This is a genomic window from Haloplanus sp. GDY1, assembly GCF_023703775.1.
In the GTDB taxonomy this organism is placed as follows: Archaea; Halobacteriota; Halobacteria; order Halobacteriales; family Haloferacaceae; genus Haloplanus; species Haloplanus halophilus.
Window position 1 is genome coordinate 1,681,653 of the sequence record NZ_CP098514.1, and the last position, 22,480, is coordinate 1,704,132.

Genomic DNA, 22,480 nt, shown 5'->3' on the forward strand with positions numbered 1-22,480 from the left:
TCAGACGAGCTCCGGATCGCTCTCGATCATGTACAGGGTGCGCGCGGCGACGTTGACGGCGTGATCCCCGACGCGTTCGAGGTCGCGGATCGTCAGCAGGAGCCGGGAGACGTCGTCCATCAGCCGCTCGACGGCCCACGAGTCCTCCGCCTCGACCTCGCGTTCGATCAGCTCCCGGACCACCCGCTCGCTCGCCGTCTGACACAGCGAGTCGAGTTCGTCGTCCCGGGCCGCCACCTCGTGACACAGCGCCGCGTCGTCGGTGCGGTAGGCGGTCATCGCGTCGTCCAACAGTTCGGTCGCCTGTGTGCCGATGGCCGAGAGGTCGACCTCCCCGAACCGCTCGCGGTCCGCTTCGAGGGTGTACTGCGCGAGGTTGACCGCCAGGTCGCCGACGCGCTCCAGATCCGTGAGGATCTTGAACGACGAGGCGACGAATCGGAGGTCGCCGGCGACGGGCTGTTGCTGGGCGAACAGCTGGATGCACGTCGACTCCAGATCCAGATACATCCGGTCGATCTCGTCGTCGGCGCCGATCACGCCCCGCGCCGTCGCCTCGTCGACCGTCTCCAGGGCCGTCAGTGACCGGTCGAGGCGGTCGGCGACGAGGGCGCTCATCCGCAGCACCTCGCTACGGAGTTCGGCGAGCGACTCTTGAAACTCGTCTCGGGTCACGGCTATCCGAACTTGCCGGTGATGTAGTCCTCCACCCGCTGGCTCTCGGGGTTCTCGAAGATCTTGTCGGTGTCGTCGTACTCGACGAGTTTGCCGCCGGTGAGGAAGACGGCGGTCTGATCCGAGATGCGGGCCGCTTGCTGCATGTTGTGGGTGACGATGACGACCGTGTACTCCTTCGCGAGGTCGTCGATGAGGTCCTCGATCTTGGCGGTGGCGATGGGGTCGAGCGCGGACGCCGGCTCGTCCATCAGGATGACCTCCGGATCGACGGACAGACAGCGGGCGATACAGAGCCGCTGTTGCTGGCCGCCCGAGAGGCCGAGGGCGTTGTCGTCCAGTCGGTCGTGGACCTCGTCCCAGAGGGCGGCCTGCTTGAGCGCCCGCTCGACGAGTTCGCGCTCCTCTTCGGTGTCGTCACGGCCGAGCATTCGGGCCAGCAACCCGGTGTCGATGTCGCCGTGTTTCCGCGGACCGTAGGAGATGTTCTCCCGGATCGACTTCGGGAACGGGTTCGGCGACTGGAACACCATACCGACCCGTTTGCGGAGTTCCACTAGGTTGATGCCGTCCTGATAGATCTCCTTCCCGTCGAGCTGGACCGATCCCTCGACGCGGGCCGCGTTGATCCGGTCGTTCATCCGGTTGAGACAGCGGAGATACGTCGACTTCCCACACCCCGAAGGGCCGATGAGCGCGGTGACGCTCTTTTCGGGGATCTTCATCGAGACGCCCTTCAGGGCGTGATCGTCGCCGTAGTGGACGTCGAGGTCGTCGGCGACCATCTTCGCCGTCCCCTGGAAGTCGTACTCGACCCACTCCTCTCTGGTCTCCTCGACCGTCTCGCCGCTGGTGGTTTCGAGGGGCTGGTCACTGCCCGTCGTGCTGGTCCGTGTCTGGTTCTGACTTTGGGTCTGTCGTGAATCGCTCATCGTTAGTCGTGCCTGAGTCGCTGTCGGAAGTAGTATCGTGCGCCGATGCCGATCGCGTAAAACGAGAGGACGACGACGAGCAGGATGAGCGCCGTCGCCCACCGGAACTCGTTCGCATTGGAGACGTTACTCCCCAGACCGACGCCCGCGGTGATGAGGGCGTACAGCTGGTAGGGGAGCGCCGACGTCGCCTGCAGGAGTTCGGGGTTGGCGACGAAGGGCGGCGTGCCGGTGAACTCGAAGCCGCCGATGACGTCGACCGTCTGTTCCCCGGGGACGAACGTCCCGCCCGCCATCGTCAGCAGGATCGGCGCCGTCTCGCCGGCGATCCGGCCGACGCCGAGGATGACCCCCGTGACGACGCCCGGAAGCGCGGCCGGGAGGACGACACTGCGGATCGTCTGCCACTTCGATACGCCGAGCGCCGCACTCGCGTCGCGGTACTCGTCGGGCACCGAGAGCATCGCCTCGCGGCTCGTGATGAGCACGAGCGGCAGGAGCATGAATCCGAGGGTGAGCATCCCGGCGAGCAGCGACTTCCGGTTGCCAAAGCGCGGGATGAGGAAGGCAAAGCCAAAGAGCCCGAAGACGATGCTCGGCGTGCTCCAGAGGCCGTTGGTCGCCACCTCGACGGCCTGGGTGAACCGGCCGCGCTCGGCGTACTCGGTGAGGAAGATGGCCGCGCCGACGCCCAGCGGCACCGCGAACAGCACCGCGCCGACGACCAGCCAGATGGTTCCCACGATGGCCGGGAGGACCCCCTGGAAGTCGTTCAGGAGCGCGACGCCGTTCATCACGAACGGGACGTACACCGGCAACTCGAACGACCCGAACAGCTGCGGGCCGACGCCAGCGCCGACCTGAACGCCGTTGAGCAGGCCGGGAATCCCCTGGACGACGACGAAGGCGATGAGGATGAACAGGAAGGCGACGATGGACAGCGCGTTGAGGTAGACCAGGACGTACGCGCCCATGTGTCGGCCGCGTGCGCCGAACCGGCCGTAGGCCTTCGCGGCGGCCCAGCCGCCGTAGCAGGCACAAAACAGCGTCGCGACCGGGACGAGGAACTCGGCCGTGATCGAGGCCTGCTGTTCCCAGCCGAGGTTCCACAGCCACTCGGGACCGATCGTTCCGGTGAGGAAGACGGCGCCGACGAACGCGAGCAGGGCGCCGAGGGGCACCGTCGAGCCCACGTCCTCCCGGGGGAGGGCGGTCCCGCCGAAGGCCAGGCCGCCGCCGAGGACGCCCCCGACGACGCCGCCGGCGGTGCCGAGCCCGAGCGTCTGGGAGGCGACGCCGCCCCCGATGACGATCCACGGCACTGCCGCGCCGAAGCTCGCGATCAGGCCGGCGCTCGCGTCGGGGTCGGTCTCGACGTAGCCGAGCCACGAGCCCAGACCGAAGACGGCCACCGCGACGCCGAGGCCGATCAACAGCCCGCCGAGCAGCGTCACCGTCGGCAGGCCGGCGATCGTGCCGGTGAGACTCACTCGCTCGAACATCGCCGCGACCGCGAGCACGAACAGGATCGCCGAGAGGCCGACCGTCGCGCCGGCGACCGCGTCGGTCGCCGTCGTGTCGCCCTCGACCAGCCGCGACTGGGTCGCGCCCGCCATCAGGCTTCACCTCCGAGCTTGCTGCGCATTCGCCACTCGATGTACTGTGCGCCGATCGAAATGAAGAGCACAGTGATAAAGAGGATCACGCCGGCGACGAACAGGGCGTCCATCTGGAGGCCGTCCGCCTCGCCGTAGTTGCGGGCGATGAGCGAGGTGAGCGTCTCCTGGCCGTAGAAGACGTTCACCAGCGGTTCGGTGAGTTGCGGGACGCCGCGCAGCATGACCGTCGCGGCCATCGTCTCGCCGATGGCGCGTCCGACGCCGAGGAGGACCGCGGCGGAGACGCCCGAAAAGGCCGCCGGCAGGGTGATCGAGGTCATGGTCTGCCAGTCGGTCGTCCCGACCGCGAGCGATCCGCTTTTCATCGACTCGGGGACGCTACTGAGGGCGTCCTCGGCGACGGAGACGACCGTCGGAAGCGCCATCAACCCGACGACGATGCCGACGAAGAGATAACTCCCCTGTCCGACGGTCCGAAACTGGTCAGACGCCCACGGGCTCAGGATCGTGAAGCCGATGAAGCCGTAGACGATGGAGGGGATGCCGGCGAGGATCTCGACGCCCGGCTTGACGAACTCCCGGACGATATCGGGGGCGATCTCCGAGAGAAAGAGCGCGGCGGCGACCCCCAGCGGCCCCGCGACCGCCGTCGCGACGACGGTCACCATCAGCGTCCCGTGGATCATCGGCACCATCGAGTACCGGATCGGGGGCGACACCGCGTCCCAGTTGGGCTGGATGAACAGCCGAAGCCCCGGCACGCTCACGCCGAACACGGTCGCGGTCTCGTACCGGATGACCGGGATCGACTCCCGAAAGATGAACACGATGATCAGCCCGAGGATCAACAGCGTCGAGACGGTCATCGTCAGCGTCAGTATCAGTGCGGTCTCCTCCTGGTGTCGCACCCAGCCGTAGCCCGTCGCCGCGACGAACACGGCAAAGGGCAGGACGGTCAGGTTCGACACCGCGAGGAACCCGACGAACGCCGTCAGCAGGGAGACGGCGATGACCCCGACGACGACCAGCGCGGCGGGTTCGGTGTCGTCGACGAAATCGCGGACGCGCTGGACCTGCTGTCCGGCGGCCGCGTTCAGTCGTTCGCTACGTGTTGCTGATGCCATGTTGCGTGCGTGGGGTGCATTGATAGGGAAGGTGTCATGAAAACGGGCGTTCGGTGGCCTAGCGGCGAGCCGATCCGGACTGGCCGCCGGATCAGGGCATGATCAGGTCTTCGGTGGCGAGCGCCGAGACCTTCTCCTTCATGGATTCCAGGTCGCTCGTCGGCAGCGGGATGTAGTTGTTCCCCTCGACGAAGACGGTCTGTCCGAACTCGTTGAGGAACATGTTGATGAACGCAGCCTCCCGTGCGTCGTACCCGCCGCCGTTGGGGTTGTCCTCCTCGATCAGCGTGTACATGTGGAGGTCACGGTTGAGCGGGTAGTCGCTGTCGAAGATGGTGTTCTCCGCGTCGCGGTCCGGCTCGTAGACCGTGCCCTCGAAGTTGATGGCGACCGGAACGACCGTCTCGCTGGTGAACGCGAGCGCCATGTACGCGATGGCGCCCTCGTTCTGGGAGACGGCCTGCGCGACCTGCTGGTTCTGCCCGAAGCGGGTGTCGACGCCCGGCATCGGGGCGTCGGCGCCACCGAGCATGTTCAGGCGGAACGAGGTGTCCGTCCCGGAGCCCTCGGCGCGGCCGATGGCGTAGATCTCCTGGTCGTAGTCGACCCCTTCGATCTGGTTCCAGTTGGTGATCTCGTCCTGGTAGATCCCGCGGACCTCCTCGCCGGTCAGTTCGGTGACGCCGGCGTCGACGACGTCCGAACTGACGACGACCGGCTGGCCGTCGCGGCCGACGACGTTGTCGACGACCGTGCTCTGGGCCCGCTCCTCGCTCCAGTCGAGTTCGGCCGTGATCGGTCCCGAGGAGTTGCCGATGTCGACCAGGCCCTCCGTGACGGCCTCACAGCCGGTCCCGGAGTGGCTCAGGCCGACCGTCGTCGGGAACGGCGGGCTGGAGCGCTGCTCGGTCGGCTCGAAGCCGAACTTCTGGGCGAAGTAATCGGCCAGAAGCATGTCCGGCTCGCCGAGCTGTTCCCAGCCCGGGACGGTGCTCTCCGAGTTCGACCCCCAGTACTCGCCGTCGCTCGGCGGCGCGTTGGAGTTCCAGTAGGAACTACCGGTGTTCGAGATGGGGTAGACGGTCGAGGACCCCTCGGCGTTGAGCAGCGAGGTGTTGAGGCCGTCGCCGCCGTCGCCGTCGTCGCTCGACTCCGTCTCCGTCGGTTCGCTGTCCATTCCCGACTCGGTTTCGGTAGCAGTAGGGTCGGGCTCGGACTCGCCGCCGCCGTCGCCCCCGCCCCCACCCGATTGGCCGCCACAGCCGGCCAGACCGGCGATACCGACTGTTCCAGTCGTTGCAATGAACGTCCGCCGCGAGACACGCCCGTTTCGGTCTGAGTCTTCGGACATCACGTAACGATCCCGTAGATCCCGTAAAGACGGTTTATATGAGAGGTACCTCCCGTCTCCATGTGAACGTGTGTCGAACTATTCGCTATATACCCCACAATAGCCACCGCCACCGTCGAGACGGAAGGTATAACGCCGCCTCGGCGGAAACGAGACGTGTGACCGACCACGACGACTCGCTCGACGGGCTGTCGCTGGACGCGGCCGTGGACGCGGTCGTCACCCGAACCGGCGACGACCCCGACGCGGTTCGGGCGGCGCTCGGACGGGTGACGACGGACGGCATCGTGCGCCGCGAGGCGGTCGACGACGCACTCGGCCACGTCTCGAAGGTGGTGTCCACCCCCGAGACCCGGGTCGAGAACGCCGGCATGCTGATCGACGACGCTCGCGAGGCCGCCGCGGCGGTCGATCACCTCGACAGCGTTGCCGAGCGCCTCGACGACTTCGAGGATCGGCACGCGGCGGTCGCCGACCGCGTCGACGACCTCGGCGACCGACTCCAGTCGGTCGTCGCCCTGGCGGACGACCCCGACGCAATCTACGAGACGGCAGTCGAGATTCGTCGGCTCGAGGCCGCGGCCAACTCGGCCCAGCACACTGCCGACAAACTCGGCGTCGACGCCGAGGAGTTCGAGGCGTGGGTCCGGAACCCCGGCCGTCGACTGGACGCCCTCGACGACGACGCCGACGCGGTGTCGGAGTTCGTCGACGGCGTGGCGGAGACCCTCGACTCGCTCGCGGCCGGGGACGTCGCTTCGGGCGTCGATCGCGCGGCCGTCAGATTCGACGCCGCCCTCAGACACCGGGTCTCCCGGCTCCTGCTCGAGGACCTCCGGTCCGAAGTCGACGACCTCCGGGCCTGGCCGGACCCCGCCCCGGACGACGCCCACGGTGCCGTCGACCCCGAGAGCCTCGACGCCCTCGACGACCGGCTGACGAGCCTCGAGGACCGCTGGCGGTCGATCGGCGACCGCTTCGACGGGTCGGCGGTCGAGTGGCGGGACCGCTACGGCGACCGGCTGGCCGACTTCGAGACAGCGCTCGACGACCACGCCCCGCCGGTCGACTGGGGAGCAGTCGAGTCACTGCTCGGCGAGTACCGCCCGGAGACGGACGACGCGGAGTCGGCCTGATCGGGGTCGGAGACGTCGCTCGAACCCCGCCGCGACCGGCGAGGTGAGCGCCCGCCTCGCGAAACCCATTTGCCGGCCGGCGCCGACCGGTGGGTATGGACGGGAGCGACGGGCCGCTCGCCGACCGGGAGTGGCGGCTGATCCGCGAGGAGCGGTGGCCGGGGCCGATGAACATGGCGCTCGACGAGATCGCGGCGGAGACGGCCGCCGCCGGCGGTCCCCGGACGCTCCGGGTGTACCGCTGGGACCCGGGGACGCTCTCCCTGGGCTACCACCAGGACCCCGACACCGTCGACTGGGAGCGCTGTGACCGCGACGGGATCACCGTGACCCGGCGACCGACCGGCGGCGGCGGCATCTACCACGACAGCCACGGCGACGTCTCCTACACCATCGTCGCGCCCGACGACGAACTCCCCGGGGACCTCGTGGAGTCGTACCGACTGCTCTGTGCGCCGATCCTCGACGCCTTCGACCGCCTCGGCGTCCCCGCGACGTTCGCGGAGACGGGGCGGCCGGCGCTGTACGACCCCGCGTGTTACCTTCGCGAACTCCACCCCGCGCACGACGTGGTCGTGCCCGGATCCGCGGGGCCACGGAAGGTGAGCGGCAACGCCCAGCACCGCCGCACCGACGCCGTCGTCCAGCACGGGTCGCTCACCTACGCGGTGCGGCCGGAGCGACACCTCGCGGTGTTCGCCGACCCCGGCGTCGACGCGGCGACGTTCCGCGAGCGCGTGACGGGCATCGAGGAGCACTCGGCGGCGACCCGCGAGGAGGCGGTAGCGGCCGTCGAGGCGGCGCTGCGGGAGTGGGCCGACGCCGAGGCGGGGTCGTGGACCGACGACGAACTGGCCCGGGCACGCGAGCGCGCGGCGGAGAAGTACGCGAGCGACGAGTGGACGAGACGGCGGCCCGGGGGCGACCGTCGCGATTGAAACCGATCGGACGTCCGATCGTACGCCGTATGTGAGCAGCTGTGCAACGACGTTCGATCGCCACGTTAGAAGCCGAACGTCTCCGGACCCTCGACGTCCAGTTCGTCGGAGATGGCCTCGTGAATCTCGTGGACCGGCGGCGTGTCGCGGGTGGGGTCGAGCCAGTGTTCGCTCACCCACCGGTACCGCACCGTCAGCTCCGAATCGAGGAGGAAACACGACCGGCGCGACCGGCGGGTGATCCCGAGGGCGCGGTAGGTGACGCCGAAGACGTCGGACAGTTCGAGATCCGGGTCGGCAAAGAGCGGGAAGTTCAGGCCGAGGTAGTCGATAAAGCGGCGGTGGAGGCCGGCGCTCGACTTGCTACAGCCGACGACCTGGACGTGATCCCCGCTGGAGAACCAGTCGAAATCGCGGAAGGAACACCACTCGTCGATGCAGTCGGGGCTGAAGTCGACGGTGTAGAAGCTGAGCAACACCGGTCGGTCGGCGGTCAGTTCCCCGAGCGTCGCCTCCGCCGCCGTCCCGTCGGGGCGGACCAGCGTCGCGCCGACGTCGGGGACCGTCTCGCCGACGTCGATGGGTTCCTCGCTCTCCATGGACCCGGATTCGGACGGGGGTGACAAAACCGTTCGCCCGGAGCGACGGCCGGAGTCGAAGCGCCTTTGCTCGGCGGCGTCCTCTGGCCGGTATGCGAATCGGAGCACACGTGTCCATCGCCGGCGGCGTCGACAACGCGGTCGGCAACGAGCGCGACGTCGGCGGGAACTGCGGCCAGATCTTCACCCACTCCCCGCAGGTCTGGCAGGACCCGAACGTCGGCGACGACGAGGCCGCGGCCTTCCGGGAGGGGACGGCCGAACACCTCGACGGACCGTGGGTCATCCACTCCTCGTATCTCGTCAACCTCTGTACGCCGAAGGCGGACCTCCGCGAGAAGTCGGTCGACAGCATGCAGAAGGAGGTCGACGCCGCCGAGAAGCTCGGCATCGAGTACGTGAACGTCCACCTCGGCGCACACACGGGGGCGGGCGTCGACGGCGGCCTCGACAACGCCGTGAGCGCCCTCGACGAACTCGACGTGCCCGACGGCGTGACCGTCCTCGTCGAGAGCGACGCGGGCAGCGGGACGAAACTCGGTGGCGACTTCGAACACCTGGCGACGGTGCTGGCCGAGAGCCGTCACGACCTCGGCGTCTGTCTCGACACGGCCCACGCCTTCGCCGCGGGCTACGACCTCTCGACGCCCGAAAGCGTCGACGAGACGGTCGACGAGTTCGACGACGTGGTCGGGATCGAGAACCTGCAGTGCATCCACCTCAACGACTCGAAGCACGCCTGCGGGACGAACAAGGACGAACACGCCCACGTCGGCGAGGGGCTGATCGGCGTCGACGGCATGCGCCGGATCGTCACCCACCCCGACCTCCGCGACCTGCCGTTCGTGCTGGAGACGCCGACCGAGGACGGCAGGGGCTTCGCGTGGAACATCGACCGCGCCCGCGAACTCCGGAACGGGGGGTAGGCCGGACCGCTTTTGGGATGACCGGCCGTACGGGGCGACGGATGGACGACTCGGTATCCAGACGGCACGTGCTGGCCGGAGCGGCCGCCGCGCTCGGAACGGGCGTCGTCGGGCGGGCGCGCGCCCAGGGGACGCCGGTGACCGTCGCCACGCGCAACTGTTATCTCGGCGCCGACCTGTTCCGACTGCTCGCGGCCGCGACGAGCGGGAGCGAGGCCGTCCGGGACGCCGTCGGCGACCTCCTCCGGTCGGTCGACCGGAGCCACCCGCCGGCGCGCCTCGACGCCGTCGCGGGCGAAATCGAGCGGACCGCGCCGGACCTGCTCGGCGTGCAGGAGGCCGCGCTGATCCGGACGGGCGAGCCGAGCGGCGGGGCGACGCCGACGGCGACGACCGTCCGCTACGACTTCCGCGACCGCCTGTCGGCCGCGCTCGCGGCGCGGGACCTCCCCTACCGCGTCGTCGCCGAGACGACGACCACCGACGTCCAACTGCCCGGGACGGTGGACGGGGAGCGCCGCGCGGTGCGCCTGACCGACCGCGACCTGATCCTCGCCCGCGAGGACGTGGCGACCGCCGGCGTGACGACCGGGCGGTTCGACGCCGCGCTCACGCTCTCGGAGGGCGACCGCACGCTCGCCGTCCAGCGGGGCTACTGCGTCGCCGACGCCGACGTCGCCGGCGACCGCCTGGCGTTCTGTACCGCTCACCTCGAAGCGGCGTCGGCCGAGACGCGGACGGCGCAGGCGGCGGAACTGGAGACGCTGCTGACCGACCGGGGGGACCCTGTCGCGCTCGTGGGCGACCTCAACAGCGGACCGGGCGGGTCGCGGGCGGCCTACGACCGCCTCACGGGGCCCTTCCGCGACGCCGCCGCCGGCGTCGGGAACACCTGCTGTCACGCCGCCGACCTCCGGAACGACGCGGCGTCGCTGGACGCGCGCATCGATCACGTCCTCGTCCGCGGCGGACTCGGCGCGACCGACGCGACGCGGGTGGGCGCCGATCCCGACCACCGGGTCGCGGTCGACGGCGACCGCCTCTGGCCGTCGGATCACGCGGGCGTGGTGGCGACGCTCGCACCCGGCGCGGCCGGCACGCCGACCGGGACGGCGACGGGGACGCCCACGCCGTCGCCGGAACCGACGGGGACGGGGACGGCCACCGCCACGGACGCCCCCACGGCGGGCGACGCCCCCGGGTTCGGCGCGACGGCGGCGCTCGCCGCGCTCCTCGGCGGGGCGCTGGCCGCCCGCGGCGACGGCTGACTCCGACGCGGCGAGTCGGGACGGCGGCCCTTATGGTGCCGGGCGGGGTAGGGCGCCCGTGCGCAGATTCTCGGCCGACTACCTCCGGCGGACGCGACGGGGCCTGTGGTCGTCGCGCGAGGCGCTCGACGCCCTCGACCTCCCCGGGCGCGAGCGGATCCTCGACGTCGGGTGTGGCACGGGCGAACTCACCCGCGTGCTCGCGGAGGAGTCCGGCGGCGAGGTGGTGGGCCTCGACGCCGACCCCGCGCTCCTGCGGGTCGCCCGCGAGGAGACCGACTGCCCGGTCGTCGCCGGCGACGCCGGGCGCCTCCCCTTCGTCACGGGCGCGTTCGACCTCGTGGCGTGTCAGGCGCTGCTGGTGAACCTACCCGATCCGACGGCGACGCTCCGGGAGTTCCGGCGCGTCGCCGCCGACGGCGTGGCGGCGGTCGAACCGGACAACGCGGACGTGTCGGTCGAGTCGACGGTCGACCGCGAGGTCGACCTCGAACGGCGGGTTCGCGAGGCCTATCTGGAGGGCGTCGGGACGGACGTGGCACTCGGCGACCGCGTCCGGGAGGCCTTCGAGGCCGCCGGCCTCGTCGACGTTCGGACGCGGCGACACTACCACCGCAAGGTGATCGAACCGCCGTACGACGAGGCCGACCTTCGGGACGCGACCCGGAAGGCGACCGGGGCGGGGCTGGCGGACCACGAGACGGAACTCCGGCGGGCGGTCGGCGACGAGTACGACGACCTCCGGACGGCGTGGCGGGAGATGGGCCGCGAGGTGGTCGCGGCGATGCAGGAGGGGACCTACCGCCGGGCCGAGGTGGTGCCGTTCGACGTGACGGTCGGACGAGTGCCCGGGTGACGAGGGGCCAACCCGGATCGGGCGGCCACTCTTCCCGTGCCCCGACCGTCGCCGCGGCGCGGGATAGCGTGACACCCCCGCGTCGCGACCGCCGTCGGTGTCACCCGCACGCCACTCACACCACGTCGCCGCGAACCGTCCGCCCCGTCCGCTCGGCGCGGCGGTCGCGCATGGCGTCGGCCGCCTCGGCGGCCGTCTCCGCGTCCAGCCCCAGCATCTCCAGGGCCTCCGGGAGCGTCGGGAAGGCGAGTTCGCCGCCGCGGAGTTTCGCCATCGCCTCGTCGTCGCGCCGGCCGTCGGCCCACAGACAGACGCCTCGGGGATCGAGGATCTCACCGTAGGCCTCGCGCGCCATCGCCCCCTTCAGGCGCTGGGTGACGTTGTCCGTGAAGGAGGCGTTGCACACCTCCAGGTGGATCGGTTCGTCGTCGTCGACGAGGTGGGCGGCGAGACAGCGCTCGGGCGCCGCGTGGCCGCCGTCGTTGGCGCGGAGGTGTTCGGGGTACGCCTCGGCCCAGTCGGCGTCGACGGTCTTGCCGACGCCCTCGATCCCGAACCGCTCCGCGAACTCGGCGGTCCGGCCGTCGTCGCCGCGCATGAGGAGGTCCTTGGTGACGTACACGTCCAGTCGGTCGAGGGGGTCGAGGCCGAGGGCCACGTCGCCGTACACCCACACCTCGCGAACGGGAACGGGGAGGAGGGCGGGCCCGTCACCGTCGGACGGTGTCCGACCGTCGACAGACGCGCGGTCCACGGTGTCTACGATCTCCGCCGCCCGGTCCAGTGCCGCGTCTCGATCCATCACGCGCCCTTGCGCCCCGGCGGGCAAAACGGTTGTCCAGCGAAACCGTGATACGACCCGCCGGACAAGGTGGCGCCGATGGACTGTGACAGGTGCGGCCGCGAGGCGGTGATGCACGCGGCCTACTCGGGGGCTCACCTCTGTGACGAGCACTTCCGCGCCTCGGTCGAGAAGCGGGTGCGCCGACGGATTCGGGAGGACGGCCTCCTCCCGGCGGACGCCTCGCCGGAGAACCCACAGACGTGGGTGATCGGCCTCTCTGGCGGCAAGGACAGCGTCGTCCTGACCCACGTCCTCGATTCGACGTTCGGGAAGGACCCGCGGGTCGAACTGGTCGCCCTCTCGATCCACGAGGGGATCGAGGGCTACCGCGACGAGAGCCTCGACGCCTGTCGCGAACTGACCGCGGACCGCGACCTGCGCCACGAGGTGGTGTCCTACGCCGACGAACTCGGCGTCAGGATGGACGACGTCGTCGAGAAGGACCCGGAGGACATGGCGGCCTGTGCGTACTGCGGCGTGTTCCGACGCGACCTCCTGGAGTCGTACGCCGAGGAACTCGACGCCGACAAACTCCTGACGGGCCACAACCTCGACGACGAGGCCCAGACCGCACTCATGAACTTCTTCGAGGGGGATCTGAAGCAGATGGCCAACCACTTCGACGCGAGCCTCGGTCCCTTCGACCGGCGCGCCGAGAGCAGCCACTTCGTCCCGCGCGCCAAACCCCTGCGCGACGTGCCGGAGAAGGAGGTGGCGCTGTACGCCCACCTCGCGGACCTGCCGGCACACATCACGGAGTGTCCGCACGCGAGCGAGGCCTATCGTGGCGAGATCCAGCGACTCCTGCTCGACGTGGAGGAGGACCACCCGGGAACCAGACACTCGATCATGGCGGGCTACGAGGAACTCGCGGAACTGGCGGCCGAACGCTACCGCGAGAACGACGACGGCCGTGACCTCGGCGAGTGCGAGCGCTGTGGGTCGAGCACGGGCGGGCGGATCTGTCGGAAGTGCCGACTGGTCGAATCGATCGAGGCGGTCTGAGCCGTCGGTGGTCGGATCGGTCGAGCGAGAAGAGGGTGTCCGCCGCGGCCGCTACCGGATCACGTCGACGCCGTTGCGCTGGTCGACCTGATCGCGACCGCCGTCGGACCAGGACGCCTGATCCTGGCCGACGTTCTCGCTGGCGTCGAATTCCGAAACGTCCTCGCCGTTGAGACTGCGGCGGGACTTCTCCGCCTGCCGCTGGGTGGAGGGGCCGAGTACCTGGGCGCTCTGGACGCCGGTCATGATGGCCATGACCCGCACCTTGCCCTTGTACTCCTCCTGAATGCGGGCGCCCCAGATGACGTTGGCGCTCGCCTCCAGTCGCTCGGTGATGTTGTTGGCGATGCCCTCGGCCTCCTTCAGCGTGAGGTCGGGACCGCCGGTGATGTGGACGAGTCCCCCGGACGCACCGCGGTAGTCGACGTCGAGAAGCGGGTGGTTCATCGCGTCGCTCACCACCTCCTGGGTCTTGTTCTTGTCCTGGGTCTCGCCCACGAGCATCACCGCGACGCCGCCCTGGTTCATGATCGTGGACATGTCCGCGTAGTCCAGGTTGATGAGCGAGGGCTGGGTGATGGTCTCGCTGATCCCCTTGACGGTCTCGGCGATGATCTGGTCCATCACCGAGAACGCCTTGCCGATGGGCAGGTTGGGCACGTAATCCAGCAGGCGGTTGTTGTCGAGGACGATGATCGAGTCGGCCTCACCGCGAAGCTTCTCGAGTCCCTCCTCGGCCTTGACCGTGCGGGCGCGCTCGACGTTGAACGGCGTCGACACCATGCCGACGACGATGGCGCCCTGCTCTTTCGCGATCTTGGAGACGACGGGCGCGGCACCGGTCCCGGTGCCGCCCCCCATGCCCGCGGTGACGAACACGAGGTCGGCCTCGCCGAGGACCTCCTTGATCGTCCCCTGGGCCATCTCGGTCGCTCGCTCCCCCATCGAGGGGTCGCCGCCGGCGCCCAGCCCCTGCGTGAGCGACTTGCCGACGAGGATCTTCGTGTCGGCCTCGATCATCTGCAGGTGCTGTTTGTCGGTGTTGATCGCGACCGTCTCGGCGCCGTCGACGCCGATGTTGTACAGACGATTGACCGTGTTGTTGCCGGCGCCGCCGGCGCCGACGATGACGATCCGCGGATCGCCGAAGTCGTCGCCCTCGTCGGCGTCGCGCTGTTCGGCCTCCTCGCGCTCGATGGCGTCCTGGACGAATCCCTGCATCGTCACACCTTCGCCCAGCTGCGGTTGCGGTTGCGGTTGTCGTCACGGGACTCGCTTTGCTCGTTGAGCATCTCGCGGACTGCCGAGCGGATGGCCTCGCTTCGGTTCGGGAACTCTCCCGTCTCGACCATCTGTTCGACCTCCTCGATCTGCTGCTTCGGAATTCGTAGTGTCACACGCTCCATGTTTGCATTCCCCCGGTAAGACGGAAGGGGCAGCACCCCGCATACTGTCTTACAGGCCGAAACCGCCCGACGGAGGCGTGCTACCTCCAGGGCGACCAGCTTGTAAGACGACCGTCTTACGCGGACGTACCAACAGACCAATACCTTATAAAACTAACGGCCGGTGTAAGACGAACCCTCGAAACGGCCGTAAACACAGGTATCAGCCGGTTTACGCACGGTCCAACACGTCCGCAGCGGGAGTTCGTCGGCCACAGCTCGGACAGAACGCCCAGTCCGAACGGATCTCGTCGCCGCAGTCGCAGAACACGCGGTGGGCACCCTTCTCACCGCAGTTCGGGCAGTAAACGTGTCCAGAGGACATCTCCTCGCCACATTGGGAACACGTTTTACTCGGCGTTTTCGCCTCGTCCGCCGCGTTTTCACGGGGTGTCTTACGCGTCGTCGGCTCCGGCTCGCTCTCGACGGACACGTCCGACGAATCGACGGCTTCGCCGTCGAGCGTGACGTTTACGTTGATATCCGGCGGGTCGGGGCGCGCAAACGCGCGCTCGGTGAGCACCCGTTCCAGCAGGTCGAGGTGTCGCGCGTCGCCGCCGCTGCCGCCCTCACGCTCCGCGTCGTCGAGGTACGTGCGCAACGCGTCGCGCATCACCTCGCTCTTGGAGGCGTCGAACTCCTCCAGGCGCTCGACGAGGTCGTCGTCGGCGCGGAACGTGATCTTGCTCATCGTTCACGCACACGTCCCCGGGTTATTTCAAACCTTCGTGCGTGTCTGACGGCCGTCTGTCAGCCGTCGGCCGCGAGGCGCTCCCGCTCGGCGCCGAGCCACCGCTCCCAGCAGTCGAACACCCGACTGTCGAGCCCGTAGGCTTCGTCTATCTCCCGAACCCACGCGTGATCCGAGAACAGGAGGCGCTGGAAGCGGCGGACCCGCGTCGACAGCGTCCGACGCGTGCCGGCGTAGCGGGCGAGCGTCTCCGTCCGCGCCCGGGACAGGAACGCCGCCGGCACGTCGACGCCGTCGGCGGCCGCGGCGTGGGCGAACCACTCGAGGTGGGTCACCGCCGCCGCGAGGACGAACCGCTCGCGGAGCCCCGACACCCCCGCGAGCGGCGACCGCCCCTCGACGAGGGCGTCCCGCGGGCGCGGGAACCGCGGCAGGGTGACGGTCAGTCCCGTCGCGGCGGCCACCCGGCGCGCGACGCCGCGCAACCGCCGCTCGAGGACGCGAACCGCCGGCCACAGGGCGAGTTCGTACCACGTCGGCATCCACTCACAGAACGGTTCGGAGAAGACGGCGTCGCCGACGAGGACGCCGACGACGGACTCGGCCTCGCGGGACGACAGGGTGGCGGGATCGGTGCGAAGCGCCGCGGTCACGGCCTCGCCGTCCACCGCGTCGACGCCGGCGAAGTCCATCCCCGCCGCGACCCGGCGGGTGTAGGCCCGGCCGGCCGCGTACCAGTCGGCGGCGTCGGCCGGCGTCTCGATTCCGAGCAGTCGGACGAGGGTCACGGCCTCCCTTCCGGTCGGGGCGACCTAACGCTTCCGCGCCGACCGCGACGGTCAAGTGGGTGCGCGCCGACTGCGCCGACACACCGTGCCAGTCTCGTTCGACCTCTTCGGGACGCTCGTGCGGGCGACGACCCTGGACGACCCCGCCGCCGCCGTCGCCGCCGAACTCCGCGACCGCGACGTCCCCGTCCCCGGGGACTGGGCCGACGCCTACCGCACGTCCCACCTCGACGTCCCGGCCGACGCGGAGGTTCCCCTCCCGGCACACGTCGCCGCCGCGCTCCGGAGCCGCGGTGTGACGGCGTCCGACGGCGTCGTCAGACGCGCCGTCGTCGCGGCCTTCGACCCCGACGTGGAGCGCCGCGAGGGGGTCGCCGCCGCCCTCGCCGCCGCCGAGGGGCGCGGCCCCGTCGGCCTCTGTTCGAACTGCAGCGTCCCCGAACTCGTCCCCCGGACGCTCGTTCGGGCGGACCTCCGGGGCCGGTTCGACGCCGTCGTCACCAGCGCCGCCTGTGGCTTCCGCAAACCCCACCCCCGACCTTTCGAGACGCTCGCGACCGACCTGGGCGTCGACGTCGCCGCCCTCGTCCACGTCGGCGACGACCCCGCGACCGACGGCGGCATCGACGCCCTCGGCGGCACCTTCGTGGACGTGCGCGAGACGCCCCTGTCGGCGCTCGGCGACCGACTGGAGGCCCCCCCGTGACGCTCGTCGCCGCCGGGAGCGTCGCCCTCGCCGCCGGCCTCGACCGCCTCGTCGCCGAACCGCCGGCGGCCCTCCACCCGGTCGCGTGGCTCGGGCGGGCGCTCGGGCCGCTGGACCGACCCTGGTCGCGGCCGCGCCTCGCCGGCCTCCTCGTCGCGGGCGCCGTCCCCCTCCTCGTCGCGGCCCTCGCCGGCGGCCTCGTGGTCGTCGGCGACCGGATCGACCCGCTCGTCGGCGGGGTCGCCGCCGGCCTCGTCTGTTTCGTCGCCACCAGCCGACGCATGCTGCTGGCGGAGGCGCGGGCCGTCGTCGCCCTGAGCGGGACGGAGCTCCCGGCCGCACGGGAGCGCCTCCGGTCGCTCGCCGGCCGGGACGCCGCGGCCCTCGACGCCGGTGACGTGCGGAGCGCCGCCGTCGAGAGCGCGGCCGAGAACCTCGCGGACGGCCTCGTCGCGCCGCTCGCCGGCTTCGCCCTCCTCGCTCCCGTCTCCCTCCCCCTCGCCGCGGCGGCGGCGGCGTGGATCAAGGCCGTCAACACGCTCGACTCGACGTTCGGCTACCGGTCGAAGCCGATGGGGTGGGCGCCCGCCCGCCTCGACGACCTGACCATGTGGCTGCCCGCGCGGGCGAGCGCCGCACTCCTCGCCGTCGCGGCCGGGCGGCCGGGCGCCCTCCGGTCGGCCCGGCCGCTCGCCCACGTCACCGACTCGCCGAACGCCGGGTGGCCGATGGCGACCCTCGCGGTCCTGCTGGGGGTGCGACTGGAGAAACCGGGCGCCTACGCGCTGCCCGGCGGGCCGGCGCCGCCGACGCCGGCCGACGCCGACCGCGGCGTCGCCGTCGTCTCCCGGGCGGGGTGGCTGGCGTTCGGCCTCGCGGGGGTGATCGCGCTGTGCTGACGGCGGTTCGGGGCGCGCTCGCCTTCCTCACCCGCCTGCCGGTCGGCGGCGACGAGGCCGCGTGGGACGCCTTCCGCGCCACGCCCGCCGCCTTCGTCGTCGCCGGCTACGTCGTCGGCGGCCTCGCCGCCCTCCCCCTCCTCGCCCCGACGCCGCTGCCCACGGCCGTCGCCGGCTACCTCCTCGCCCTCTATCTCGTGACGGGCGTGACCCACGCCGACGGCCTCGCGGACTGCGGCGACGCCGCCGCGGCCCACGGCCCCGCGACGGACCGGCGCGAGGTCCTGGAGGACCCGGGGACGGGCGTCGGCGGCGCGCTGGCGCTCGGACTCGCGCTCCTGGCGCTCGCGCTCGGCGGCCTCGGCGTCGCCGGCGCTGGCCCGCGGATCGCCGTCCGCCTCGCCCTCGCCGCGGAGGTGAGCGCCAAGGCCGGCATGGCGGCGCTCGCGGCGCTCGGCGACCCCGGACACGAGGGGCTGGGCTCGGCCGTCGTCGGCGAGGCGTCGGGGGTCGCCCTCCTCCCAGTCGTCGCCGTCGCCGCCCCCGCAGCCGTCGCCGCGCCGGCGGGGAGCGGCCCGGCGCTGGTCGCGGCGCTGCTCGCCGGGCCGGCCGTCGCGCTCCTCGTCGGCCGGTGGGCGACGGCACGGCTCGGCGGCGTCACCGGCGACGCCCTCGGCGCGGCGAACGAACTCGGCCGGGTCGCGGCGCTCCACGCGGGGGTGGTCGTGTGGACGCTCTGGTGATGTGTGGCGGCGCGGGGACGCGCCTCGGCGGCGAGGTGGAGAAACCGCTCGTCGAGGTGGACGGGACGCCGATGGTCGACCGGGTGCGGGCGGCGCTCGCGGCGAGTCGGGTCGGGGCGGTCCACCTCGCCGTCTCGCCGCAGGCGCCCGCGACCCGCGAGCGCCTGCGGACGGCCGGGGCGACCGTCGTCGAGACGCCGGGCGACGGCTACGTCGCGGACCTGACCGCCGCGCTGGATCGGGTCGGGCGGCCGGCCCTGACCGTCGCCGCGGACCTCCCCCTGCTGACCGGCGGCGTCGTGAACCGCGTCCTCGACGCCGCCGAGGACGGGTCGCTCGCGGTGGCGGTGCCGGTCGACCTGAAGCGACGGCTGGGGGTGAGCGTCGACGCGACGTTCGAGCGCGACGGACGGGCGCTGGCGCCCGCGGGCGTCAACGTCGTCGCGGGAACCGACGACGACATACGCGTCGCCGACGACCGGCGACTCGCCGTGAACGTGAACCGCCCCTCGGACCTGTGGGTCGCGGAGGCGCTGTCGTGACCCGGTTCGTCCTCGTCGCGGGGACGACGGCGACGGCCCGGATCGACGGGCTGAGCGCCGCGGGCGCCGACCCCGACCTGCGGGCCCACACGCCGAGCGCCGACGCGGAACTGATCGAGTACGGCCACCTGGTGCGCGCGCCGGTCGTCCCCGTGAGTCCGACGGGGTGTCCGACGCCCGCGGCCGTCACCCGCGCCGTCCGGGAGCGGGCCGGCTTCGAGACGCTCGTCGTCGACGCCGGCCTCGCCGAACCCACGGGGGCGCCGACGGTGGGCGTGGGCGCCAAGCCCGGCCGCGACGTGCGCGACCCCGACCCCGTCCCCACCGCGCCGGGGGCGTGGGTGGCCGCCCGCGAACTCGGCCGGAACCTCCCCGACGACGAACTCGTGGTCGGCGAGACGGTTCCCGGCGGCACCACGACCGCCCTCGCCGTCTGCCGGGCGCTCGGCGTCGACGCCGCCGTCTCCTCGTCGCTTCCGGAGAACCCGCTGGCCCTGAAGGAGGAGGTGGTGGCGGCGGCCTTCGAGTCGAGCGACGTCGACCCGGGCGGGGCGGCCTACCGCCCGAAACTCGCCGTGCGCTTCCTCGGCGATCCGGTCCTCGCCGTCGTCGCCGGCCTGACCGCCGGCGCCCTGGAGTCGGGGACCGAGGTGGTCCTCGGCGGCGGGTCGCAGATGCTGGCCGCGGCGGCGCTGGTGCGACACGCCGGCGTCGCCGACCCGCTGACCCTCGCGACGACGACGTACGTCGCCGCCGACGCCGACGTCCGGTCGACGGCGGCCGGCCTGGACTGCGAGACGGTCGTCACCGATCCGGGTTTCGGCGGCCGCGACGACGCCCTCGCGCGCTACGCCGCGGGCGAGGCCAAGGAGGGGGCTGGGATGGGCGGGGCGCTCCTGCTGGCCGAGCGGGCGGGCGTCCTCGACGCCGTCCCGGACGGAACGCTTGAGGTAGTGGAGCGTCTTGGCACCCCACATGAACCCTGAGGCCGTCTCCGAGGTTGACCGCGTGCCGCACGGCGGAGCGACGGATACGGACCTCCTCGATTTCAGCGCCAACACGAACCCGGAGCGGCCGAGCGGCGTCGTGAGCGTCTACGAGTCGGCGTACGGGGCGGCGACGCGGTATCCGAGCGACGACTACTGCGAGTTCCGCACCGCCGCCGGCGCGTATCTCGGCTGCGAGCCGCTGTCCGTCATTCCGACGGCCGGGGGGAGCGAGGCGCTCCGCCTCGCCTTCGAGGTGACGCTCGATAGGGGCGACGGCGCCCTCCTCCCCGAGCCGAGTTTCGGCGAGTACGAACGCGAGGTGTGCCTCCAGGGGGCCGAACCGACGTTCGTCGCGCACGACCGACTGCTGGAGACCGACCCCGCCCCCTACGAGGTGGCGGTCCTCTGCAACCCCAACAACCCGACCGGCGAGGCCCACCCGCGGGCGGACGTCCGGGCGTACGCCGAGGAGTGTCGTGCCGCCGACACCGTCCTGATCGTCGACGAGGCGTTCCTCGATTTCACCGACTACCGGACGCTCGCGGGCGAACCCGGCGTCGTCGTCGCCCGCTCGCTCACCAAGATGTTCGGCCTCCCCGGCATCCGCGCCGGGATGGCCGTCGCGAGCGGCGACCTGCGCGACCGCCTCGACGCCGCGCGGCCGGCCTGGGGGCTCTCCATCCCCGCCGCGGACGTGGGGGCCTACTGCCTCCGCCGGACGAAGTTCGTCGCCGAGACGCGCGACCGGGTGCGCCGCGAACGCGAGCGCATGGCCGACGCCCTCGACGACGCGTACGAGGTGTGGCCCTCGGACGCGCCCTTTCTCCTCCTCGGGGTCGGCGACCGGCGCGTCGAGGACGTGACCGACGATGCCCGCCGGCGGGGAGTGGTGATCCGCGACGCCACCACCTTCCGCGGCCTCGACGCCCACGTCCGGGTCGCCGTGCGCCGCCCCGCGGAGAACGACCGCCTCCTCGACGCCCTGCTGTGACCTTCGAGGCCACCGTCCGCGACGGCGCGTGTCGGCTCGCCAGACCGAGGACGCGCTGGCTCTCGACCGGCCACGCGGGCGGCGAGCGGGTCGCACCCGCCGCCTACAACGTGACCGTCCCCGAGGGGTGGGAGCGGACCGACCTCGACGCCTACGTCGCCGAACGCCTCGCCGACGCGGGGTTCGACGCCCACCCCGACGCCCCCGCGCTGTTGACCGGCGTCGGCCAGCGACACGCCCGCCGGGCGCGACTGGGGAGCGTCGAGGCCGTCGCCACCGCCGGCGTCTCGAACCCCGCGGCGCTGCCCGTGGGGGAGCGCGACCCGCCGCCGGTCGAGGGGGCCGGCGACGGCGACGCCCGCGACGGCGGCGTTCGCGACCCTGGCCCCGGCACCGTGAACGTCGTCGTCGGGACGACCCGCTCGCTCGCGCCGGGTGCGCTCGCGAACCTGCTGACCGTCGCCGCGGAGGCGAAGGCGGCGACCCTCCTCGAACGCGTCGGCGTTCCGGGGACGACGACGGACGCCGTCGTCGCGGCCTGCGACCCGGCGGGCGAGCGGGCGGCGTTCTCGGGGAGCGCGACGCCCGTCGGCGCGGCCGCGCGGGCTTGCGTCCGCGACGCCGTCGACGCGAGCCTCGCCTCCCGGTACCCCGACGGGGAGTACGGTCCGCCCGAGTCCGGCGTCCGAACCGACGAGCGCGCGGCGGTGTCGGCGCTCGCACCGGACCATTGAAGGCCGATCCGCGTCGACTGGGAGCGAACGACCATGACCGACGACAGCGACCGTATCGAGGCCCGGGCGCCGGAGGAGTTCGGCCTCGTCCAGGCGTGGTGGGGCGACGGGAAGGGGAAGACGACCGCCGCCCTCGGCATGGGTCTCCGCGCCGCCGGCCACGGCTACCGCGTCCACCTGCTCCAGTTCATGAAGGGTGGCGCGGAGAGCGTCGAGGACGTCCGCGGCGAGTACGAGGCCATCGCACAGGTCGACGGGTTCTCCTACGAACACACGGGCCACTACGGCTGGCACGGCTTCACCGACGGGAGCGACGACGCCGACCACGCCGCGAAGGCCCGGGGCGGCCTCGAACGCGCCCGCGAGTTGCTGGACGCGGCGGACGCCGCCGACCTCACGTCCCCGCTCCCCCTTGACGGCGACCCCGAGGACGGGGTCCACATGCTCGTCCTCGACGAGGTGCTGTACGCGGCCAACCGCGACCTGATCGACCCCGCGGACGTGGCCGACCTCGCGGCGTCGAAGCCCGACGACCTGGAACTCGTCTGCACCGGCGGCCACGAGCGGCCGACGTACCTCACGGAGGACGCGGACCTGGTGACCGAGGTTCGGAAGGAGCGCCACCCCATCGACGCCGGCCAGCGCGCGCGGAAGGGCACCGAGTTCTAGGCGGCCGGCC

General features: G+C 71.7%; 25 protein-coding genes. 14 read left to right on the forward strand and 11 right to left on the reverse strand.

Annotation, left to right across the window (positions count from 1 at the left end; translation table 11 throughout):
• The 5 genes from phoU to NBT67_RS08945 form a co-directional block, all read right to left on the reverse strand.
• A complete protein-coding gene (gene phoU / locus NBT67_RS08925) occupies window positions 1-675 on the reverse strand; it encodes a phosphate signaling complex protein PhoU (protein WP_251341369.1) in 675 nt (224 codons plus the stop codon).
• 2 nt (window positions 676-677) lie between these two features.
• Window positions 678-1,607, reverse strand: coding sequence for a phosphate ABC transporter ATP-binding protein PstB (pstB, locus tag NBT67_RS08930; RefSeq protein ID WP_251341370.1), 930 nt, complete (start codon window positions 1,605-1,607; stop codon window positions 678-680).
• A gap of 2 nt (window positions 1,608-1,609) precedes the next feature.
• On the reverse strand, window positions 1,610-3,223 hold the full coding sequence (gene pstA, locus NBT67_RS08935; RefSeq protein WP_251341371.1) for a phosphate ABC transporter permease PstA: 1,614 nt from the start codon (window positions 3,221-3,223) through the stop codon (window positions 1,610-1,612).
• Window positions 3,223-4,350, reverse strand: a complete 1,128-nt coding sequence (gene pstC, locus NBT67_RS08940) for a phosphate ABC transporter permease subunit PstC (protein WP_251341372.1) — start codon at window positions 4,348-4,350, stop codon at window positions 3,223-3,225. The genes pstA and pstC overlap by 1 nt, the downstream gene beginning before the upstream one ends.
• A gap of 91 nt (window positions 4,351-4,441) precedes the next feature.
• The gene (locus NBT67_RS08945) at window positions 4,442-5,701 is read right to left on the reverse strand and encodes a PstS family phosphate ABC transporter substrate-binding protein (RefSeq protein ID WP_251341373.1); all 1,260 of its coding nucleotides are present in this window, start codon (window positions 5,699-5,701) and stop codon (window positions 4,442-4,444) included.
• Window positions 5,702-5,859: 158 nt separating this feature from the next.
• On the opposite strand from NBT67_RS08945, the gene NBT67_RS08950 reads away from it, so the two are divergent.
• A complete protein-coding gene (locus NBT67_RS08950; RefSeq protein WP_251341374.1) occupies window positions 5,860-6,837 on the forward strand; it encodes a halo transducer protein in 978 nt (325 codons plus the stop codon).
• Window positions 6,838-6,932: 95 nt separating this feature from the next.
• Complete coding sequence (locus tag NBT67_RS08955) at window positions 6,933-7,775, forward strand: lipoate--protein ligase family protein (RefSeq protein WP_251341375.1); 843 nt, start codon at window positions 6,933-6,935, stop codon at window positions 7,773-7,775.
• 65 nt (window positions 7,776-7,840) lie between these two features.
• Here NBT67_RS08955 and NBT67_RS08960 read toward each other — a convergent pair whose 3' ends face one another.
• The gene (locus NBT67_RS08960) at window positions 7,841-8,374 is read right to left on the reverse strand and encodes a redoxin domain-containing protein (protein WP_251341376.1); all 534 of its coding nucleotides are present in this window, start codon (window positions 8,372-8,374) and stop codon (window positions 7,841-7,843) included.
• 92 nt (window positions 8,375-8,466) lie between these two features.
• Here NBT67_RS08960 and NBT67_RS08965 point away from each other — a divergent pair, with 92 nt between their 5' ends.
• The 3 genes from NBT67_RS08965 to NBT67_RS08975 are packed head-to-tail and all read left to right on the forward strand — an operon-like array spanning window position 8,467 to window position 11,424.
• The gene (locus NBT67_RS08965; RefSeq protein ID WP_251341377.1) at window positions 8,467-9,300 is read left to right on the forward strand and encodes a deoxyribonuclease IV; all 834 of its coding nucleotides are present in this window, start codon (window positions 8,467-8,469) and stop codon (window positions 9,298-9,300) included.
• Between the two features lie 41 nt (window positions 9,301-9,341).
• Window positions 9,342-10,568, forward strand: coding sequence for an endonuclease/exonuclease/phosphatase family protein (locus tag NBT67_RS08970; RefSeq protein ID WP_251341378.1), 1,227 nt, complete (start codon window positions 9,342-9,344; stop codon window positions 10,566-10,568).
• A 58-nt stretch (window positions 10,569-10,626) separates the two neighbouring features.
• Window positions 10,627-11,424, forward strand: coding sequence for a class I SAM-dependent methyltransferase (locus tag NBT67_RS08975; protein WP_251341379.1), 798 nt, complete (start codon window positions 10,627-10,629; stop codon window positions 11,422-11,424).
• A gap of 115 nt (window positions 11,425-11,539) precedes the next feature.
• On the opposite strand, the gene NBT67_RS08980 is transcribed toward NBT67_RS08975, so the two are convergent.
• Complete coding sequence (locus NBT67_RS08980; RefSeq protein WP_251341380.1) at window positions 11,540-12,226, reverse strand: DUF7095 family protein; 687 nt, start codon at window positions 12,224-12,226, stop codon at window positions 11,540-11,542.
• Between the two features lie 78 nt (window positions 12,227-12,304).
• On the opposite strand from NBT67_RS08980, the gene ncsA reads away from it, so the two are divergent.
• Complete coding sequence (gene ncsA / locus NBT67_RS08985; protein ID WP_251341381.1) at window positions 12,305-13,273, forward strand: tRNA 2-thiolation protein NcsA; 969 nt, start codon at window positions 12,305-12,307, stop codon at window positions 13,271-13,273.
• A 51-nt stretch (window positions 13,274-13,324) separates the two neighbouring features.
• Here the strand turns inward: ncsA and ftsZ are convergent, their stop codons facing one another.
• The 4 genes from ftsZ to NBT67_RS09005 form a co-directional block, all read right to left on the reverse strand.
• Window positions 13,325-14,494, reverse strand: a complete 1,170-nt coding sequence (ftsZ, locus tag NBT67_RS08990) for a cell division protein FtsZ (RefSeq protein ID WP_251341382.1) — start codon at window positions 14,492-14,494, stop codon at window positions 13,325-13,327.
• Window positions 14,495-14,496: 2 nt separating this feature from the next.
• Complete coding sequence (locus NBT67_RS08995; protein ID WP_251341383.1) at window positions 14,497-14,679, reverse strand: ribbon-helix-helix domain-containing protein; 183 nt, start codon at window positions 14,677-14,679, stop codon at window positions 14,497-14,499.
• A 211-nt stretch (window positions 14,680-14,890) separates the two neighbouring features.
• The gene (locus NBT67_RS09000; protein ID WP_251341384.1) at window positions 14,891-15,409 is read right to left on the reverse strand and encodes a double zinc ribbon domain-containing protein; all 519 of its coding nucleotides are present in this window, start codon (window positions 15,407-15,409) and stop codon (window positions 14,891-14,893) included.
• Between the two features lie 59 nt (window positions 15,410-15,468).
• On the reverse strand, window positions 15,469-16,197 hold the full coding sequence (locus NBT67_RS09005; protein WP_343218013.1) for a DUF8116 family protein: 729 nt from the start codon (window positions 16,195-16,197) through the stop codon (window positions 15,469-15,471).
• Between the two features lie 85 nt (window positions 16,198-16,282).
• Here NBT67_RS09005 and NBT67_RS09010 point away from each other — a divergent pair, with 85 nt between their 5' ends.
• Genes NBT67_RS09010 through NBT67_RS09045 form a run of 8 tightly spaced genes read left to right on the forward strand, consistent with a single transcriptional unit; the run spans window position 16,283 to window position 22,470 of the window.
• Window positions 16,283-16,903 carry an HAD family hydrolase gene (locus NBT67_RS09010; protein ID WP_251341385.1) on the forward strand — a complete coding sequence of 207 codons (621 nt, stop codon included), beginning with the start codon at window positions 16,283-16,285 and terminating at the stop codon, window positions 16,901-16,903.
• Complete coding sequence (locus NBT67_RS09015; protein ID WP_251341386.1) at window positions 16,900-17,802, forward strand: CobD/CbiB family cobalamin biosynthesis protein; 903 nt, start codon at window positions 16,900-16,902, stop codon at window positions 17,800-17,802. Before NBT67_RS09010 ends, NBT67_RS09015 begins: the two co-directional genes overlap by 4 nt.
• Window positions 17,796-18,545 (forward strand): adenosylcobinamide-GDP ribazoletransferase, encoded by a 750-nt coding sequence (cobS, locus tag NBT67_RS09020; protein WP_251341387.1) that lies wholly within the window; start codon window positions 17,796-17,798, stop codon window positions 18,543-18,545. The genes NBT67_RS09015 and cobS overlap by 7 nt, the downstream gene beginning before the upstream one ends.
• Window positions 18,545-19,087 carry an NTP transferase domain-containing protein gene (locus NBT67_RS09025; RefSeq protein WP_251344368.1) on the forward strand — a complete coding sequence of 181 codons (543 nt, stop codon included), beginning with the start codon at window positions 18,545-18,547 and terminating at the stop codon, window positions 19,085-19,087. The genes cobS and NBT67_RS09025 overlap by 1 nt, the downstream gene beginning before the upstream one ends.
• Complete coding sequence (locus NBT67_RS09030) at window positions 19,084-20,073, forward strand: nicotinate-nucleotide--dimethylbenzimidazole phosphoribosyltransferase (RefSeq protein WP_251341388.1); 990 nt, start codon at window positions 19,084-19,086, stop codon at window positions 20,071-20,073. The genes NBT67_RS09025 and NBT67_RS09030 overlap by 4 nt, the downstream gene beginning before the upstream one ends.
• On the forward strand, window positions 20,063-21,067 hold the full coding sequence (locus tag NBT67_RS09035; RefSeq protein WP_251341389.1) for an aminotransferase class I/II-fold pyridoxal phosphate-dependent enzyme: 1,005 nt from the start codon (window positions 20,063-20,065) through the stop codon (window positions 21,065-21,067). The genes NBT67_RS09030 and NBT67_RS09035 overlap by 11 nt, the downstream gene beginning before the upstream one ends.
• The gene (locus tag NBT67_RS09040) at window positions 21,064-21,801 is read left to right on the forward strand and encodes an adenosylcobinamide amidohydrolase (protein WP_251341390.1); all 738 of its coding nucleotides are present in this window, start codon (window positions 21,064-21,066) and stop codon (window positions 21,799-21,801) included. The genes NBT67_RS09035 and NBT67_RS09040 overlap by 4 nt, the downstream gene beginning before the upstream one ends.
• A 33-nt stretch (window positions 21,802-21,834) precedes the next feature.
• Window positions 21,835-22,470: a cob(I)yrinic acid a,c-diamide adenosyltransferase gene (locus NBT67_RS09045; protein ID WP_251341391.1), complete on the forward strand. Its 636-nt coding sequence runs from the start codon at window positions 21,835-21,837 to the stop codon at window positions 22,468-22,470.
• The last annotated feature ends 10 nt before the right edge of the window (window positions 22,471-22,480 follow it).